An 18,724-nucleotide genomic window follows, 5' to 3' on the forward strand; every position below is an offset into this window, starting at 1 on the left:
TCCCAATTACACTACTTAAAGGAGACAGTCGGATGAGAATAGATGCCCATCAGCATTTTTGGAAAATCAATCGAGGAGATTACGATTGGTTGAACCCGGAATTGCAGGTATTATATCGGGATTTTTTGCCGGAGGATCTTGTTCCTCATTTAATGGAACATCGAATCGACGGAACGATTCTAGTGCAGGCTGCCCCAACGATTGCAGAAACGGAGTATCTTTTAAGCTTATACAAAAGAAACCCATTCATAGCAGGGGTGGTCGGTTGGTTAGATCTTGAGAGTGAAATCTTTATCGATGAATACAGAAGACTAAGAGAGGAAGAAGGGTTTATTGGCATTAGGCCGATGCTTCAGGATTTAGAGGATGATCAATGGATTTTGCGTCCGAAAGTACTGAAGAGCATAGAACAACTAGCGAGCGATGATTTTCCTATTGATATTTTGGTGGTTCCGCGCCACTTACCATATATCGAAAAATTGATGGAGTATTTTCCAAATCTAAGAGCGGTAATTGACCATATCGCAAAACCGGATATCTCGTCAGGAATGACCGAAGCATGGATGGAGAGCATAGCAAAACTGGCTCGCTATCAAAATGTCATGTGTAAAATGTCTGGCATGATTACAGAGATGAAGCAGCCCTTAAAACGCACGGAATTAAAGCCTTTTATTAACCATATCTTGAAGTGCTTTGGTACAGAGGCCGTGATGTTTGGCAGTGATTGGCCTGTTTGCTTATTGGCAGGGAGTTATCGCGATGTCTATCAGACATTACTAGCACAACTACCGCCTAGTTTAACAACGTGTGAGTTTACTAACATATTTGGTGAGAACGCCATTAAATTTTATAAATTGACACCAAGGAGTGATTCTTGTTGAGGTTACATGACAAGGTTGTGATTATTACAGGTGGAGCAAGTGGAATTGGTGCTGCTTCGGCATTATTATTTGCCGAACAAGGAGCAAAGGTAATCATTGCAGATATTAACGAAGAAAAAATAGAGCAGTTTGTAAATGAATTATTGGAAAAGGGATACTGGGCCTATGGGGTTCATTGTGATGTTTCAAATGAAGCACAAGTAAAAAGATTAATCGATAGGACCGTTCAGCAATGTGGGAAAATCGATGTCTTGTTCAATAATGCGGGGACTATTCTGCCCAAAACGTTAGAAGAGATCGAGGGGCAGGAATGGGATCGCCTCTTTCAAATCAATGTTAAGAGTATCTTTCATACGACGAAACATGCCGTTTCGTACCTTAAACAAACAAAAGGTTCGATTATCAATATGGCCTCGATGACCGGTGTGGTTGGCCAGCAAAATAATGCTGCCTATTCCTCAACTAAGGGTGCGATTATTGCCTTGACAAAAGCCTTGGCCATTGATTATGCCCCATTTGGAGTCCGCATTAATTCGATAAGCCCTGCCGGAGTTAGAACACCTTTATTAGAGAAATGGCTGGAATTACAGGACGATCCACAGCAGGCAAGTCAGGCACAAGACCAGTCCCATATGCTCGGGCGGACCGCGACTTCCGAAGAGATTGCTAGGGTTGCTTTATTTTTGGCAAGTGATGATTCCTCTTTTGTGACAGGAGAGAATATTGTGACTGATGGGGGAGCGACCCTTGGCTACGCAGCAGGACCGAAACCTGAATGGAGCAGAGTCAACATTTAATAGAAATAGGGGAGGTTGAATGTAATGGCAGATCCGTCAATACAAGCAGGCATGACATGCCTTGTCATGGATGTAAAGGATAATGTAGCTACCGTATTAAGAGATACAACCGCAGGAGAAGAGTTAACGTTTCAGGTTGCCGGGGAGAACCGAACGTTAATGGTTAAGCAGGATATTAAATTCGGGCATAAAATAGCCATTTCTCCGATTCGATTTGGTGAGCTGGTCATTAAATATGGGGAGCCCATCGGTGCCGCAACAACGGCTATTTCAGTTGGAGAACATGTACATGTCCATAATATAGAAGGAATCCGGGGCAGGGGAGATCGAAAAATGACAGGGGAGGAAACACCATCATGACCATTATGATTAAAGGCTTTCGAAGAGCAAATGGAAAAATAGGGATTCGAAACCATGTCCTTTTGATGCCTACGGTAGTGTGTGCCAATCAGGTCGTAAACAGAATTCAGCAGCAGGTACCTGGTACCGTTGCGATCCCTCACCAACATGGCTGCAGTCAGGTCGGCCAGGATAAAGAACGAACACATCAAGTCCTTGTTGGGATGGGAAAGAATCCTAATGTAGGTGCAGTCTTAATCGTTAGTCTTGGATGCGAAGTCATTAACGCACAAAAAATCCAAGCAGAAATTACTGCGGAGACAGGCAAGCCTGTTGTCTGGCTTGATATTCAAAATGAAGGCGGCTCGGTTAAAACCATTAAAAGGGGAATTGAGATCGCACATTCATTAGTTTTACAGGTTCAGGATGTACAGCGGGAGGATGTTTCCCTTGCAGAACTAATTGTCGGCGTGAAATGCGGCGGGTCAGATGCAACCTCCGGTCTGTGCAGTAATCCTGCCTTAGGAAGGACCTCCGATTTAATCCTTCAGCAGGGTGGAAGCATTGTAATGGGGGAAACGACGGAAATCATCGGGGCAGAACATCTTGTTGCGGAAAAAGCAGAATCCGACCAAGTACGAAACAAATTATATGTTTGCGTGGAACGCTTTGAAAAGGAAATTGAACGAATGGGCGTGGACATGCGTGGAGGAAATCCTAGTCCGGGTAATATTGAAGGCGGTTTGTCCAGCATTGAAGAAAAGTCACTTGGCTGTATAAGTAAGGCGGGAACTGCTCCACTGAAGGGAGTGGTCGAATACGCTGAGCCAATACCAGGACGAGGATATTATTTCATGGATTCACCTGGGAATGATATTGAATGTGTCTCCGGTATGGCGGCAGCGGGTGTCCAGCTGGTCTGCTTCACGACAGGAAGAGGCACCCCGACAGGAAACCCAATTGTTCCTGTTATCAAGATTACAGGCAACGAAATGACCGCTAAACGGATGAGTGACAATATTGATCTTGATACAAGTGCTGTACTGAAAGGAACTGAAACGCTCGACCAGGCAGGACAGAAGATTTTGGAGGAAATTGTAAAGGTGGCCTCTGGTGAACTGACAAAAGCGGAGGTACTTGGACATGAAGAATTCAGCATTAATCGGATTGGAATAAGTTTATAAAACAAATTGGTTATTAGAAAGGACTTGGGGAAATGAGATTGGCTGACAAAATTACTTTGATTACTGGCTCCGGTTCGGGTATTGGTAAAAGTACAGCATTGTTATTTGCCAAAGAAGGTGCTGTTGTTATTGTTAACGATTTAAATGAAGAAAATGGGAAACGTACTGTACAAGAAATTAATGAGCTTGGCGGTACAGGGCTCTTTATTCATGCTGATGTCACCAATCCAGAATCAGTTAAGCAAATGGTAGCACAGTGTATTCATACTTTTGGTAGAATTGATGTTCTGTTCAACAATGCAGGCATTAGTAATGTCGGCGCTTTGCACGAGGTCGAGCCGGATGCTTGGGATAAAATAATGAGTGTCAATGTAAAGGGTGTATATCTCCCTAGTAAATACACCATTCCATATATGATGGAACGGAAAAGTGGCAACATTATTAATATGTCATCATGTGCGGCGGAAATGGGACTAGCGAAAAGAGCGGCATATTCGACCACAAAAGGAGCAGTTCTTGCCCTGACAAAAGCGATGCAGGTCGATTATGCCCCTTATAATATTCGTGTTAATGCTCTGCTTCCCGGTACTATTATGACACCGTTCGTTGAAAACTATTTAAAATCATCTTATGATAATCCTGAAGAGGCAATCGAAAATATCAAAACACGCCAGCTTAGCGGAAGCCTTGGGAAACCGGAAGATGTAGCTTCTGCCGCCTTATTCTTAGCTTCCGATGAATCTAAGTTCATGATGGGTTCTCCTCTTTACATAGATGGCGGTGTGGTATTTGGGAAAAATGCATAATGAAAAAATAAAACATGAATGGAGTAGAAAACTATGAAGCTATTAACCTTAATGAGGAATAATCAAACTGTTCTTGGAGTAGACACTGAAAAAGGAGTGGTCGATCTTTCATCCGCTTTATCTGTTGTACCTTCGGAAAATATCCCGACCGATATCATGACTGTTATTTCTGTAGGACCATCGGCAGTTCGTCAGATCGAAAATTATTTAGAAAACCTTGATTTAACGAATGATGAATATGTCCTAAACGAAAAGGACATCCAATGGGGCCCAAGTGTACCGGAACCCAAAAAGATTATTTGCGTGGGGCTTAATTACCGCAGGCATGCAGATGAAACTAATGCCCCTTACCCGGAGGTGCCGATTCTTTTTAATAAGTTCCATAACACCATCACGGCTCATAACAAAGATATCGCCGTTCCCAAAGTAACCGATAAGCTCGACTATGAAGTTGAATTAGGAATAGTAATCGGAAAAACTGCAAAATATGTAACGAAAGAAGAAGCTCTTGATCATGTGTTTGGTTATTGCACCGTGAATGATTTATCTGCAAGAGATTTACAGATGAGGACCCATCAATGGCTGCTTGGAAAAACATGTGATGATTTCAGTCCAGTAGGACCTTACTTAGTAACGGCTGATGAAGTAGGCGACCCGCAAAATCTGCAATTAAAAACAATTGTTAATGGGGAAGTAAGACAGAACTCGAATACATCCGATATGATTTTTACATGTGCGGAAATTATTAGCTATATCTCGCAACATATGACATTAGTTCCTGGAGATCTCATTTTAACAGGAACTCCAGAAGGGGTAGTATTAGGGCTTCCGGCAGAACAACAGGTTTATATTAAGCCTGGTGATGTGGTATCTGTCGAAATCGAAAAGCTAGGGAAATTGACAAATCGTTTTATAGAAGAAAGTTAAACCAGCTCTGGTAATTGGGTATACTCCTCTATTTGTGGGCTATACCCAGTTTTTTCTATTTTAAATAAAGGAGAAAGCAATGTTAAAAGGTATCCCTCCGATTATTTCACCTGATTTAATGAAAGTTCTTTTAGAGATGGGTCATGGTGATGAGATTGTGCTTGCTGATGGAAATTTTCCGGCCGCAAGCTGTGCGCAACGATTGATTCGTGCGGATGGTCACAATATTCCAGAATTGCTCGATGCGGTACTGAAGCTTTTTCCACTCGATCAATATGTGGAAAAGCCATTATCCTTAATGGAAGTAGTTCCTGGTGACCCTGCAGTTCCCTTCATTTGGAATGAATATAAAACCATTGTTAAAAACTACTCTGAAGTGTTTGATGATTTTGAAAAGATTGAGAGATTTGCCTTCTATGATCGTGCCAAACAAGCCTACGCCATTATTGCAACAAGCGAAAAATCCCTCTATGCAAACATCATTTTGAAAAAAGGTGTGCTTTAACTGTTTAGTAAATACAATTTATTTGGGTCGTATCTGTTCTATTGGGGAAATGGTTCTGTACCAATAGGACTTTGTTGTTAGGTAGTTGTAACTATATGTAGAAATGAGCGTTGAGAGTGTAGATTTGGGGCATGCCGGTGTGTGACCGCTCTTTGATAAACTTAATTTGGAAGCGTTTCCTATAATTGGAGTGCAGATGTTCCAAGCAACGCTGACAAATTAAATTGATTGAAAGCGAGGAAGAATTTGTTGAAGAAAAATAAGATTGTCACAGGTTTTTTGTCTGCCAGTTTAGTAATCCCTCTGCTGTTTCCTTCACTACACAGTGTAAACGCTATGGAACTTAGCGCTGTTAAACAGCTTAGTTTAACTGCGGAAAAGACGTCTATTAATCTGGACGGAACGACTCAATTAACGCTTAAGGGAGTCATGGAAGATGGAAGCAATGCCAACTTGGAAGATGCCAATATTCATTATTCCATTAGTGATCCAAAGGTACTTTCATCCGTCCAAAAGACAACAGATGGAGCGATTGTCAGAGCTGGTACGATAACAGATGGGGAAGCAACCGTAACGGCCACTGTTGAAACTACAGATGGGGAAACGAAAACCGCCAGCGTTCCAATCAAGGTTAATCTGGCAACTGATAGGCCATTTATTCATAAATATCATGAAACTTTAACAATGAAAATGTTTATGGCTGATACCACAGGAAAAGTTTTTACAACATTTGAACAGGGGCTAGAAGCCATAAAGAAAATTGATAAAGCAACAAGAGGAATTCCTAAAATTATCTATTTAGTCGGATGGCAATACGATGGACATGATACTGGCTACCCTGCTTGGGATGTAGTTAACCCTAAACTAAAGCGGGAACAGGATGAGACAGCAACTGATAGTCTGAAATGGTTAATGGAAGAAGCATATAAATACAATACCACTGTCAGTTTGCACATTAACATGCTTGATATCAATGAAACCAGTCCATTATGGGATACCTATTTAAATAACGATTTAATTGCAAGGGATGTTAATGGCAACTTGATAAAATACCAATGGGGCTATCCAATCAGCTATACAAGTGAATGGGAAACCGGCTTTGCACAAAAAAGAATTGATAGATTATTAGCGATGCTTCCTATTGAAAAAGCTGGGACGATCCATATCGATGCCTTCCATCAATATATACCAGGGTTACCTGTTGGCCCTATTAGTCCTTACCATGGAATTACCATGGATCAAGATATAGAAACGCAGAAAAAAATTCTAAGGTATTGGCGTGACCATGGAGTGGACGTAACGTCAGAAATGGATGCCGGCTACCGTAAAGATCCACTCATGGGGCTGCAGCCGCTTGCTTGGCATTTTGGAAGAACTGGGTTAAACGGCTTAAAAATCAATCAATTAAAAGTTCCCGCATCCTTATATGTCGGAGGTGACGGCGGCGACCCTCGCTATGGCCAAAGTATGCTTGGTGAAAATATCATTAAAGCCGACCCAATAAATTTAACCGGTTTTCAAACTGATTTTGCTACAAAAACATTACCATGGCAGTTTTTAAATTCCCTAAAAAGAATCTCTGATTCAAATGGGGTAGTTACTTTTGAAAAAGGTGTACAAAGTTGGATTGAAAATGGAAAACCAAAAATTACACAAGGTGACCACGTCATTAGAGATGGCAATGATGTCTTTGTTCCTGCCCTATGGAAAAAAGATAAATACCGTGAAATTCTCGTCTTCAGTAAAGATGGCTATGAAAACCGAACCTGGAAGTTCCCTGCAGATTGGGAAGATGTTAAAAAGGTCGATATTTTTACTGTTGGTTTAGACGGAGTAACCTTAATAGAAAAGAATAAAGAAATTACTAATGGTGAAATTTCTTTATCGCTTGAAAAAGGACAAACGCTTTCCATCATTCCGCATAATGAAAATATTAAGAAATAAGATCTTAGTAGACAAATTGTCATGAACAAATTAAGAAAAGGCAGTTCTTACAAAGCTTAAGAACTGCCCTTTAATAAAGGAGGAATTATCATGTCAAAAATTACTTTCTTAGGTGCAGGCAGTACCGTATTTGCTAAAAATGTTCTTGGTGATTGTATGCTCGTTCCCGCCCTCGAAGGCTTTGAATTTGCCTTATTTGATATTGATGAACAGAGATTAAGAGATTCAGAGAGAATGCTTACGAATTTAAAAGAAAGTTTAAACAGAAACATTGAAATAAAAGCCTATTTACATAGAAAGGATGCATTAAGAGGCGCAAAATATGTGATTAATGCGATTCAGGTTGGCGGATATAAACCAAGTACTGTCATTGATTTTGAAATCCCTAAGAAATATGGGTTAAGACAGACCATTGCGGATACGATTGGCATTGGCGGGATTTTTCGAAACCTAAGAACCATTCCTGTTATGCTCGATTTTGCCCGTGATATGGAAGAGGTCTGCCCGGACGCTCTATTCTTAAATTATACCAATCCTATGGCCGTTTTAACTGGTGTAATGAATCGTTTTACCCCAATCAAGACCATTGGTTTATGTCATAGTGTCCAAGTTTGTACAAAAGAATTGTTTAAATCTCTAGGAATGGATGCGGAAGGAGTTCAAGAAAAAATTGCAGGCATTAACCATATGGCATGGCTGCTTGAAGTGAAGAAAAATGGAAAAGACCTGTATCCTGAAATTAAAAGGAGGGCAAGAGAGTTACAAAAAGCTAAACATCAAGACATGGTCCGATTTGAATTGATGGATAAATTTGGTTATTACGTAACGGAATCCTCAGAACATAATGCTGAATACCATCCATATTTTATAAAATCAAGATACCCTGAACTGATTGAAAAATATAATATCCCTCTCGATGAATACCCTCGTCGGTGTGAGAAGCAAATTAAAGATTGGGAATCGATGAGGGAGGACTTAGTCAACAATCACTCATTAACACATGTACGTTCAAAAGAGTATGGTTCACGTATTATTGAAGCGATTGAGACAAATATTCCATTTAAATTCGGCGGGAATGTACTGAATACGGGGAGACTCATCAGTAATCTCCCTGAAAAGGCTTGTGTGGAGGTGCCGTGTGTCGCCGATAGAAGCGGCATTTCTGCAACCTATATCGGAGACCTGCCAGAACAACTTGCCGCATTAAATCGTACAAACATCAATACACAATTATTGACCATTGAAGCAGCAATGACTGCTAAAAAAGAATATATTTATCAGGCAGCACTGTTAGATCCTCATACAGCTTCAGAATTATCGATTGATGACATTGTTTCCTTATGTGATGACTTAATAGAGGCACATGGTGAATGGCTGCCGCAATTTAATCAGTCCACTTCCATAGCTTTGTCGTAAAAAACATGAACGTCCTATCATTCAATGACAGGACGTTTTTTTATTTTCAAAATCAATAAGAGAAATGAGCGCTTTCAGTATAGATTTGTAGCATATTTATTCATTTTCTCCCATGATAAAATTCAAGGAGTAAGCGTTTTCAAGTTATTGACTGAAGGGAGATGGCGGAATACATATTGAAGTTCTGGTAACAAAACAAAAAAATATGATGACTGGAAGGGGAAGGAAATGAAATCCAAAACAGTGAAACGGATGAAAAAAATACTATCAACAACCATCATCGCTACAAGCTTAACAGGTTTTACGCTGGGAAGCTACCACACATATGCGAAGGACAATGTAAGCTATAAACCACCACAAGCCGTAATAGACCACTTAAAGCAAGATGACTGGGCAGTTATTCAGAAAATGTTAGCCAATTACTATGGCTCCATTACAACTCCGTTAAAAATCACCGATGTCAGCGCGGGAAATTATACCAAAGGCCAATTAATGGGTAATGGTGATATTGGTGTTATCGCTGCGGGAGTATCGAACACTTCACAGCAATTTTATTTTGGTAAAAACGATCTTTGGGGCACTACGCATGGTGAAGCCGGAAGAATAAGAGATCAGGCAGGTATATTATCTGGAGGAGGTCTAGATATTTGGCCTACAACGGGTGCTGGAAGCAGTGCTGCCTCCGTTTTCAAGATGAAGCAGGACCTCTTGAACGCAGAGGTTAACACAGATATCCAATTAAAGGACAATAAGGGTAGTGATGCAACGGTTCAAATGAAATCGTGGACAGCCGATACGGATAATGTTTTTGTAACAGAAATCACCAACACCGGATCGGAGGAAATTACGTTAAACTCAAAATTATGGGTACCCGCTAAAGCCTATCCTGGTTCCGGAGCAGACCAAATGGATGATGCGCAAAAAACCTACCCATATTCCGGCGGGATAGATAAAACAGGGCAAAATCCAGTCCTTTGGACAACCAGAGATACTGAAGCAGGCGAAGACGGTAATACCTCAAATTATCGAAGCCGATTAGCAACAGCCACAACGGTTGTAGGTGCAGAACTTAATAATACCCAAGAGAAAATCGAAGCAAATGATTATTATGATGCTTACAGTAAGAAATATCAAGATTCACTAGGCCAGTCTGGTGATTTTACCGTAAAGGCAGGTTCAAAGGTGTACGTGGTTTCTTATTTTGCGAGCAGCAGTGGTGAACATGATCAAATAAAAACCGTTGATGAAGTTCAAGCCGAAGCGATAAAAGGCATTTCTGCCTACCAATCTCCTGAAGCAATCAATCAGCTTAAAAATGATCATTTAAACTGGTGGAAAAATTATTGGCTTAAAAGCTTTGCCCAATTTAATGATCCAGAGATAAACAAGTATTACTATGCATCTCTATACATTCTCGGAAGCTCTAATCGGCCGACAAGTGAAAATGGAAAGGTAAATCCGCAGAATTTGCCTGCACCAATGTATGGTTCATGGATCCCTGCCGACAATATGGGCTGGGGCGGCAGATACTTCCTAAACTATAATCAGCAGGCACACTATTATGCTGCTGGTACGACAAATAGGATTGATACGACTATTCCGTATAACAGAGTGATCGCTTATGATCTTCCTTGGTCATTGAACAATGCTGCGCAACAGGGATTTGAGGGTGCAGCCCATATTCGCTCGACCACACCGTTTGATCTAATGGCCAATCCGCAGCCAGCTCTTATTGGAAAAGCAGCAGAAAAGAGATATGGCTTTAACTCTAGCTCGACTGACCAGAAATCAAATGGTATGTATGCAGCAGTTCCGATGGTTTTCTATTATGAATACTCATTGGACAAGGACTATCTAAAAAATGTTCTCTATCCATATCTCAAGGAATTAATGAAATTTTATAGTTCTTACGTACTAAAAACCGATGATGGAAATGGGCAATACCACTATTCCGTACAGGGTTCTTCCATCCATGAGGGGGATGCGGCCGATATCAATCCGGATTTAGATATTGGAGCGATCAAATATTTGGCGAAAATCCTGTTGACACATGCCGAGGAAATGAATGAAGATCAAGCAAATATTAACCGCTGGAAGGATCTTTCAGATCACACTGCTTACCCGGAAGCGATGCTGCCAAAGGGTAAATTTGATGCCAATAATAACAGTAATTTGGTACCGACCTTGCTGGCGACCGATTATCAGTCACCAAATCAAGCCCATGTGGACATGATTGAACCTGGTGATCAGCCAGTTGAACTGGAGGGCGTTGTTTTTCCATTTGAAAATGTACAAATGCTTGATGGTGATAAAGAATTACTGCAAAAAGTTCGTAACACCCTTGAGTACATGAATGCCTGGGGTGAAAAGAGCTTCTCCGGCTGGAGCAGCCAAAACAATGGCTTCCCTAAGGTTTACCAAATCATGGCGAGATCAGGATGGCCGGCAAACGATTTGCTTAACAAGTTTAAGGCTGTTCTTGCTGCTAAAATCCGCAATAGTAACCTTACTTATTATGGTAATGGCGGTGCCGTTGAAACGATTGCTGGAATGGAAGGGTTGGACTCAATGCTTATTCAAAGCAGTACGACTCCAAGTGTTCCAAGTACAATTTGGGCATTCCCAAACTGGGATATGAACAAAGACGTCAGCTTTGAAAGATTAGGGGCGAAGGGAAATGTTGAAGTTTCGAGTGAATACGATGCGGATACCCATACTGTTCCTTACGTGGATTTAAACAGCAAGCGCAATGGAAAAATTGCCCTGGTGAATCCATGGGAAACAGGAAATCCAGTTATCCAGGAAGTGAATGAGGACAACACCTTAGGGGATACGGTCAATTACAACCTAAAAGGCGGAAAAATTATTTTTAATGCCAAGAAGGGTACTCGTTACATGGTTATGAACGATGGAAACGATAATGTTAAAAATGTTTCCGGAATCGATTTTGACAAATATTCTTCCACTCTTATATTTAATGGAGAAAACGGATCAGATTCCACAACTGTTAATGCAACTATTAACGGTAATCCTGATGATACGCTAACATGGGAGTCTTCAAATGATCGCATCGTCCAAGTTAGTGGCAAAGGAAAGACTGTCACGATTAAAGCGGTTGGAACGGGTGAGGAAAAGGTTGCCAATGTAAACGTGACTGCGAGAAGTAAACAAGATCCAAATCTCACAGAAACGATTAATGGTTAAAGTCGCTGATGTATCAACTGTTCCAACAGATGTAAAGTTGGTCAGCCCAAATACTGCAACCATTTACGGTCCTGCTAAAGGCACGGATTCTTCTACAGCGAAGGTTACTGGTACGAACAGATTGCAGCTGACAACATCAATTGAACCGAGCAATGCGTATGACAAGCGAATCCTTTGGACATCAAGCAATCAAAATATTGCTATGGTTGATAAAAATGGGTTAGTTATTGGCCGTAATCCCGGTACTGTAACGATAACTGGAACAAGTATGGCAAACCCAAGTCTGCCTCCTGTTACGACAACCGTTACGGTTACTGCTTCAGGTACTGATTATAGCGGAGATCAAACACTTGCTGCTGTACTAAATGCTGCAAAATCGATTTCTGCCTATAAAGGCGATAAAACTGCTGGTGGAGGTTTTGTTCAAGTTTGGGATAGCCCTGAATGGGAGTTGAAGCAGGAGGACTTCCAAAAAGCTTATATTAATGCTTTGGGGGTTCGTGCGAAATATTCGGGTTATAGTACGACCAATATCAGTAAAGATACAGCCATATTTGCCGCTCTTGCTCTAAATGAAGCGATTAAATCGATGGATCCGAGCAAGGCTGTAAATTTAGGGAATTAATAGAAACAGTAAAAAGCGAATAATGGTCAAAAGGAAAGGATTCACCTCCTTTCCTTTTTTTAATGGTATGAATTACGGTTTTTGAGCAATAGTAAATAAAACTTTTAGGTGAACGTTGAAGTCAAATAATTTACTTTAAAATTCAAAGTGGTATTATTGTAAGTATATTGTTTTTTAGAGGCTTGTACTATTACTAGGTACTAAATCTATAGAATTTTTTCATAACTGATTTTATAGAGAACCTGACAAATTAATCGAATGTTGTTTTTAAATTATCAGATTGGAGATTGACAAAAGTGGATTTGAACTCATTAATTGCACCAGAACACTTTAATTTAGCAAGTGAAATTTCAAAGCATGCATCCGATAAGATTGCTTTGAAATGGGAAAATGAATCAGGAGAATCTAAGACAGTAACTTATAATGAGCTTAATAAGAAGGCAAACAAACTGGCTAATGGTTTAACGAAACTAGGTCTTAGTAAAGGCGACCGTATCGTTGTCATGACAACTCGATTAATCGAGTCTTATGTGATTTATTTAGCATGTTTAAAAGCAGGGATTGTCATAAGCCCTTCATCTGAATTGCTTCGTGCAAAAGATTTAGTTTATCGTTTAAATCATTCCGAAGCGAAAGCTGTTATATCCTATTACAATTTAATTCATGAATTTGAAAATATCACAGAGGAAACTCCTTTCCTTCAATATCAGATTGCCTTCGGCCAGGAAGTACCTAATTGGCTCTCAATGGAAGCGTTGATGGAAGAAGAGTCAGAAAATTTCACAGATGCAGATACCTTAAAAGACGATGTGGCCTTTTTAGCTTATACATCTGGTACTACAGGGCAGCCAAAAGGGGTTGTTCACAGCCATAGCTGGGGTTACGCTCACGTACGAATCGCCGCTTCAAAATGGCTAAACATTAGTGAAGACGATCTTGTTTGGGCAACAGCAGCACCAGGCTGGCAGAAATGGGTTTGGAGTCCTTTCTTATCGATCTTAGGTTCAGGTGCAACTGGCTTTGTCTATAATGGAAGATTCCAGCCGCATAAATACTTGCAGCTCCTTCAGGACAACAAGGTCAATGTTTTATGCTGTACACCAACAGAGTATCGAATGATGGCAAAATTAGATGATCTTTCTCAATTCGATCTCAGCCCATTACATACAGCTGTTTCTGCAGGTGAGGCACTAAACCGTGAAGTCATTGATGTCTTTAAGAATGAATTTAACATCCTCATCCGTGACGGTTATGGCCAGACTGAAAGTACTTTATTAATTGCTAATTTAAATATTGATGAGAGCAAATTAGGTTCGATGGGCCAGCCATTAATGCCTGAATATATTGAAGTTGTAAACGAAGAAGGACAGCCAGCTCCAGTGAAAGAAGTTGGGACGATTGCGATTAAAAGGGATTTCCCAGCCTTATTTCAACACTATTATAAAAATCAAGAATCCACTGCTGCTTCTTATCTTGGTGACTACTTTTTAACTGGCGACCGTGCATTTAGAGACGAGGACAATTATTATTGGTTCCAGGGTAGAAAAGATGATGTTATCATCAGCTCCGGCTATACGATTGGACCTTTTGAAGTCGAAGATGCGTTAATGAAGCATAAAGCCGTAAAAGAGTGTGCTGTTGTGGCTTCACCGGATCCTGTTAGAGGTAATGTCGTAAAAGCATGCGTGGTATTAAAAGACGGGATTGACGGTACAGTCGAGTTAACAAAAGAATTGCAAAGCTTCGTAAAAAACTTAACTGCTCCTTATAAGTATCCACGTGTGATAGAATATATGGAAGCACTGCCTAAAACCGACTCAGGAAAAATCCGCAGGGTGGCTTTGAGAGTACAAAAATAGAGTTATGAAAATGATAAAAGATGCTATAGCCGTATGGGTTATAGCATTTTTTTCTTGCCTAGGAAAGGTCAACATTAAATAGCTCTCTTTGAAAAATTTAAAAAATTCTGTTACATAAGTAATTTGGATGTTGCTTATTATGAAAAGGAATTGTATAATATAAAATTAATCCTACCTGAATAGTGCGAATTGAAGTTTCGGAACATTGCGAGATTTATTCTACTAGATAGATAGAGATACATAAGGAGAGATTGATATGTTTTGGACGTATTTAGCTTTTATCATAGCATTCTTCTTCGCAATGAACATTGGCGCAAGCGGAACTGCCGCATCAATGGGATCTGCCTATGGTGCTGATGCGATAAGGAATAAATGGCTTGCTATGGTATTAGTAGCAATCGCCGCTTTTTTAGGTGCCGTTCTTGGTGGCGGAGAGGTCGTAAAGACCATTGGAAGTGGGATTATTCCTTCAAAAATCCTTACGATTGAACTAGTGGCTCTTATTCTAGCAGGAGCAACCCTCACATTGTTTATCGCAAACTTAATGGGAATCCCATTATCGACAAGTGAAGTTACCGTTGGGGCGATAGTCGGTGCGGGAATTGCCTATAAGAGTTTGTTCATTAATAGTCTAATCGTTATTATTGCTTTTTGGATCATTGTTCCAGTTGTTTCATTTCTGATTACATTTATTTTTGGAAAGCTGATTGCCAAATCTGAAAAGCGCTGGCCAAGTTTGACAAAGCAAGGAAAGTGGAAAAAATGGCTGGGGCGGATCCTTGTCTTAGGTGGGTGCTTTGAAGCCTTTTCCGCAGGGATGAATAACGTCGCCAATGCGGTGGGACCGTTAGTAGGAGCAGGGATGCTTTCCGCATCTAAAGGGATTTGGATCGGCGGATTATTTGTTGCTATAGGTGCAATTCTCTTGGGGGGCAGAGTAATCGAAACAAATGGTAAGAAAATTACGAAACTTTCCTTATTAGAGGGCAGTGCGGTTTCATTTACTGGTGGAGCCTTAGTTACGATTGCCTCTATCTTTGGGCTGCCCATTCCTTTAACTCAAGTAACCACATGTGGGATCTTAGGAATTGGAGCATCCAAAAATAGGATTGGTTTTTGGCAAAAAGCGGTGATTAGAAAGATTTTAAAAGTCTGGCTGATTTCACCGTTAGCTTCATTGGTTATTTCTTATACATTAATTAATCTGTTGATCAAGACTAATTTTTACAATATTATCGTCATAGTAAGTACGTTAATCGCTGCTTTAGGGACGCTAAGCCTTTATGCCAACATTCGTAAAGAAAACAGCACCATTCATGATGAGGGTGGCGGGATCTAAACGGCTATCAATAAAAAAATGTAGCTCCAGGCTTCATCTCATAAACGATGATGTCTGGAGCTACTTCGTTTTAAAGGACTTGGTGGGATTCAAACCCACAAGATACATTACAGTCTTCATAGGATGACTGCAAGTTGCTCTATCATTGAGCTACAAGTCCTATCTATAAAATACCCTTAACATGATATTTTATACAATTCCCACGCTAGCGCTTCATTTTTTTTCTCTCATATTCATAAATCTTTCTTAAATTACAAAAGTGAGCAAATATTCCTATTAGATAATGTTATATAATAGAGATAAATTAAATTATTTATTGCAAACCTAAAATCAACTGCTTTATATAAAATTAGAGGAGGGTGTAGATGAACGTTCAGTCTAATCAGCAGGCAAATGAATTAGAAAAGCTGCGTTTACAGATCGCTGCACTGGAACGGCAAAACCAGGAGCTTTCAAAGCAAATTCGTGTAAACGAATCGTTATATCAGAGTATTCTGGACGCTTTACCCATTAATATCTTCTTGGAAGATCCGGCAGGGCGCACCCTTTATGCCAACAAACAAGTATGCCTTTCGAATGGAGTAACTTTAGATAAAATCGTTGGAAAGACGATCTTTGATTACTTTCCCCGTGAAATCGCCGAACTGAATCGAGCGTATGACCTTGAAGTGTGGAAGAAACGGCAGCTTATCACCAGGGAGTTTCCAAGTGGATACCAAGGCGAGGAACATCATATGTTTTCTGGAAAGACGATTATCCATATTGATGAATCGGATGAAGACGTTTTACTTGGTTTTGCATTAGAGATAACAGATCGTGTCAGAGCTGAAAATCGCTTAAAAGAAAGTGAAGAAAAGTTCAGAAGTTTAACAGAGCAGGCTGCGGATAGTTTTTTCTTAATTGGAATAGATGGAATGTTTACGGAGGTCAATCCAGCTGCATGCGAAGTATTGAACTTTTCCAAAGAAGAACTTCTTAGGATGAGTACTGAAATGGTCTTTTCTAACCTTCCCGAAAAAGTAAAACACTTAAAAATTGATTCCAAAGAACAGGCCTCCAGTAATTTTGAGGATCTCATGACGGGGAATAATGGTATTCAAATTCCGGTTGACATCAATATTCGCCTTATTCATATTGGGGAAAATCAAATGTTTTTTGCCCTCTGTCGTGACATTCGTGATAAAAAAAGAGCAGAAGCGCAAATCAAACATATGGCTTTTCATGATGCCTTAACGAATCTGCCCAATCGCTGGGCAATCCAATCCATTCTAGAGGATCATATCGGAGAAAAGAATGAATCCTCAAGCGTATTGGGTTTTATTTTACTGGACTTGGACTATTTCAAGGTCGTAAATGATAGTTTGGGACACGAAGCGGGTGATTTGCTGTTACAGGAAGTTTCCAAAAGATTGCAAGCCGCAACAGATCATAGAGAGGTTAAACTGGCGCGTTTTGGCGGGGATGAATTTATCATTCTTATCCCTCATTTATCAAGTGAACAGGAAATTACCGGTATCTGCGATCGAATTATGGAAATGATGGCAGTCCCTTTCCTAATAAAGGGGCAAAAGCTCAATATCTCAGCCAGTATGGGAATTAGTTTTTATCCAAAAGATGGGACAGACCTTAATTCACTGATAAAAAATGCTGACCTCGCGTTGTACGGTTCTAAGGACCTGGGGAGAAGCTGCTATAGTTTATACCATCCAGATATGAAACATCATGCGAATAAACGGATGGACCTAGAAATTCTATTAAGAAAGGCCTTGGATGAAAATGAATTTATCCTTCATTATCAACCTAAAGTAAACTTACAAACAGGTGAAATCAAAGGGATGGAGGCGTTAATTCGATGGAAAAATAAATTGGATCAACTTATCTTTCCAGATGCCTTTATCCCGATAGCCGAAGAAACGGGCCTCATTGTTCCAATTGGCGAGTGGGTATTGCGGGAGGCCTGCAAGCAGTGTAAAGAATGGCAGGATTCAGGCTTTGGTAATTTAACCATTAGTGTCAATTTGTCACCAAAACAGTTTCAAAAACAGAACCTAGTTGAAATGATTATCTCTATTCTTGAAGATACAGGGTTGTCACCGGAGTCGCTGGAATTGGAAGTGACAGAAGGAATGGTTATGAAGAATCCTGAAGAGGCCGTGATTTTCTTACAAAAATTAAAACAGTTAGGAATTAAGATATCGATTGATGATTTTGGCACAGGGTTCTCTTCGCTAAGCTATTTAAAATTTTTTCCAATTGATACACTTAAGCTTGACCGCTCGTTTATGACTAATATCGAAAGCGACGACGCAGATGCAAGGATTGCTTCTGCTGTAATCTCCTTGGCCCATAGTTTGAAAATCAATGTCGTTGCAGAAGGTGTGGAAAATGGGGGACAGTATGATTTCCTTGTTAATCGATGTTGCGACTTTGCTCAGGGAAATTATATTAGCAAACCTGTTGAAGCGCACGAAGTAAAAAGGCTGCTTAGTAGCGATACAGAATCTCTTATATTACTTAACATTGAATAGAATGGTAGAGCAGTAGTTTTGATTTACAGGTGGAGTACACTGTTGGAACATTCTTGGGATAGACGGTCGTCAAAAAGCTCTATTGACGTGTATGAAACATTTTGAGGGTAGACGGCCGTCAATCTGAATTGTTGATTAATCTTCCTCAGCAGTTTGATGCTGAACACTTTCCGCTAAGTCTAGGACGCCCCAATCCATCGGACTTTTCTTTTTAATATCATCTAACGTTTTTTTGTGCTGCCCCGATTTATTATCATCATTACTTTGATTCATTTTTTCTTTTACCACTGTAAACACTCCTTTATTCATGATATTTAGTATTTACTCTTTAAATAGAACTTATCCCAGGCCATTTCTCATCCTCAAAAAG

At 40.2% G+C, this 18,724-nt stretch carries 15 protein-coding genes and 1 tRNA gene; 14 read left to right on the forward strand and 2 right to left on the reverse strand.

Translation table 11 applies throughout. The annotated features are described in order from the left end of the window. The first annotated feature begins 32 nt into the window (after positions 1–32). The 13 genes from ACZ9EE_RS28785 (at position 33) to ACZ9EE_RS28845 (ending at position 15,826) form a co-directional block, all read left to right on the forward strand. A complete protein-coding gene (locus ACZ9EE_RS28785) occupies positions 33–881 on the forward strand; it encodes an amidohydrolase family protein (RefSeq protein WP_476031982.1) in 849 nt (282 codons plus the stop codon). Further along, positions 878–1,678, forward strand: coding sequence for an SDR family NAD(P)-dependent oxidoreductase (locus ACZ9EE_RS28790; RefSeq protein WP_476031983.1), 801 nt, complete (start codon positions 878–880; stop codon positions 1,676–1,678). Before ACZ9EE_RS28785 ends, ACZ9EE_RS28790 begins: the two co-directional genes overlap by 4 nt. A 24-nt stretch (positions 1,679–1,702) precedes the next feature. After that, positions 1,703–2,038, forward strand: a complete 336-nt coding sequence (locus ACZ9EE_RS28795) for a UxaA family hydrolase (protein ID WP_476031984.1) — start codon at positions 1,703–1,705, stop codon at positions 2,036–2,038. Beyond that, the gene (locus ACZ9EE_RS28800) at positions 2,035–3,201 is read left to right on the forward strand and encodes a UxaA family hydrolase (RefSeq protein ID WP_476031986.1); all 1,167 of its coding nucleotides are present in this window, start codon (positions 2,035–2,037) and stop codon (positions 3,199–3,201) included. Before ACZ9EE_RS28795 ends, ACZ9EE_RS28800 begins: the two co-directional genes overlap by 4 nt. A gap of 32 nt (positions 3,202–3,233) precedes the next feature. Continuing rightward, complete coding sequence (locus ACZ9EE_RS28805; RefSeq protein ID WP_476031987.1) at positions 3,234–4,007, forward strand: SDR family NAD(P)-dependent oxidoreductase; 774 nt, start codon at positions 3,234–3,236, stop codon at positions 4,005–4,007. 33 nt (positions 4,008–4,040) lie between these two features. Next, complete coding sequence (locus ACZ9EE_RS28810) at positions 4,041–4,934, forward strand: fumarylacetoacetate hydrolase family protein (RefSeq protein ID WP_476031988.1); 894 nt, start codon at positions 4,041–4,043, stop codon at positions 4,932–4,934. Between the two features lie 79 nt (positions 4,935–5,013). Continuing rightward, positions 5,014–5,439, forward strand: a complete 426-nt coding sequence (gene fucU / locus ACZ9EE_RS28815; protein WP_476031989.1) for an L-fucose mutarotase — start codon at positions 5,014–5,016, stop codon at positions 5,437–5,439. A gap of 249 nt (positions 5,440–5,688) precedes the next feature. Next, positions 5,689–7,383 carry an endo-alpha-N-acetylgalactosaminidase family protein gene (locus ACZ9EE_RS28820; RefSeq protein WP_476031990.1) on the forward strand — a complete coding sequence of 565 codons (1,695 nt, stop codon included), beginning with the start codon at positions 5,689–5,691 and terminating at the stop codon, positions 7,381–7,383. Between the two features lie 90 nt (positions 7,384–7,473). Beyond that, positions 7,474–8,799, forward strand: a complete 1,326-nt coding sequence (gene melA / locus ACZ9EE_RS28825) for an alpha-galactosidase (protein WP_476031991.1) — start codon at positions 7,474–7,476, stop codon at positions 8,797–8,799. A gap of 228 nt (positions 8,800–9,027) precedes the next feature. Further along, positions 9,028–12,003 (forward strand): glycosyl hydrolase family 95 catalytic domain-containing protein, encoded by a 2,976-nt coding sequence (locus ACZ9EE_RS28830; RefSeq protein ID WP_476031992.1) that lies wholly within the window; start codon positions 9,028–9,030, stop codon positions 12,001–12,003. Continuing rightward, entirely contained in the window at positions 11,996–12,628 is a 633-nt protein-coding gene (locus ACZ9EE_RS28835; protein ID WP_476031993.1) for an Ig-like domain-containing protein, read from the forward strand. Before ACZ9EE_RS28830 ends, ACZ9EE_RS28835 begins: the two co-directional genes overlap by 8 nt. A gap of 296 nt (positions 12,629–12,924) precedes the next feature. Continuing rightward, complete coding sequence (locus tag ACZ9EE_RS28840; RefSeq protein WP_476031994.1) at positions 12,925–14,487, forward strand: acetate--CoA ligase; 1,563 nt, start codon at positions 12,925–12,927, stop codon at positions 14,485–14,487. Between the two features lie 256 nt (positions 14,488–14,743). Then, positions 14,744–15,826, forward strand: coding sequence for an inorganic phosphate transporter (locus ACZ9EE_RS28845; RefSeq protein ID WP_476031995.1), 1,083 nt, complete (start codon positions 14,744–14,746; stop codon positions 15,824–15,826). Between the two features lie 74 nt (positions 15,827–15,900). On the opposite strand, the gene ACZ9EE_RS28850 is transcribed toward ACZ9EE_RS28845, so the two are convergent. Continuing rightward, positions 15,901–15,986: transfer RNA gene (locus tag ACZ9EE_RS28850), tRNA-His, on the reverse strand. A gap of 205 nt (positions 15,987–16,191) precedes the next feature. Between ACZ9EE_RS28850 and ACZ9EE_RS28855 the strand changes: the two genes are divergently transcribed. Further along, a complete protein-coding gene (locus ACZ9EE_RS28855) occupies positions 16,192–18,354 on the forward strand; it encodes a sensor domain-containing protein (protein ID WP_476031996.1) in 2,163 nt (720 codons plus the stop codon). A 135-nt stretch (positions 18,355–18,489) separates the two neighbouring features. Here the strand turns inward: ACZ9EE_RS28855 and ACZ9EE_RS28860 are convergent, their stop codons facing one another. Next, positions 18,490–18,663: a hypothetical protein gene (locus ACZ9EE_RS28860; protein ID WP_476031997.1), complete on the reverse strand. Its 174-nt coding sequence runs from the start codon at positions 18,661–18,663 to the stop codon at positions 18,490–18,492. Positions 18,664–18,724 lie beyond the last annotated feature (61 nt).

Source organism: Bacillus sp. URHA0034 (assembly GCF_056280405.1).

Coding starts and splice junctions, on each gene's coding strand:
- ACZ9EE_RS28785 (WP_476031982.1), top strand. CDS start 33: ATGAGAATAGATGCCCATCAGCATTTTTGGAAAATCAATCGAGGAGAT.
- ACZ9EE_RS28795 (WP_476031984.1), top strand. CDS start 1,703: ATGGCAGATCCGTCAATACAAGCAGGCATGACATGCCTTGTCATGGAT.
- ACZ9EE_RS28800 (WP_476031986.1), top strand. CDS start 2,035: ATGACCATTATGATTAAAGGCTTTCGAAGAGCAAATGGAAAAATAGGG.
- ACZ9EE_RS28805 (WP_476031987.1), top strand. CDS start 3,234: ATGAGATTGGCTGACAAAATTACTTTGATTACTGGCTCCGGTTCGGGT.
- ACZ9EE_RS28810 (WP_476031988.1), top strand. CDS start 4,041: ATGAAGCTATTAACCTTAATGAGGAATAATCAAACTGTTCTTGGAGTA.
- fucU (WP_476031989.1), top strand. CDS start 5,014: ATGTTAAAAGGTATCCCTCCGATTATTTCACCTGATTTAATGAAAGTT.
- melA (WP_476031991.1), top strand. CDS start 7,474: ATGTCAAAAATTACTTTCTTAGGTGCAGGCAGTACCGTATTTGCTAAA.
- ACZ9EE_RS28830 (WP_476031992.1), top strand. CDS start 9,028: ATGAAATCCAAAACAGTGAAACGGATGAAAAAAATACTATCAACAACC.
- ACZ9EE_RS28835 (WP_476031993.1), top strand. CDS start 11,996: ATGGTTAAAGTCGCTGATGTATCAACTGTTCCAACAGATGTAAAGTTG.
- ACZ9EE_RS28845 (WP_476031995.1), top strand. CDS start 14,744: ATGTTTTGGACGTATTTAGCTTTTATCATAGCATTCTTCTTCGCAATG.
- ACZ9EE_RS28855 (WP_476031996.1), top strand. CDS start 16,192: ATGAACGTTCAGTCTAATCAGCAGGCAAATGAATTAGAAAAGCTGCGT.
- ACZ9EE_RS28860 (WP_476031997.1), bottom strand. CDS start 18,663: ATGAATAAAGGAGTGTTTACAGTGGTAAAAGAAAAAATGAATCAAAGT.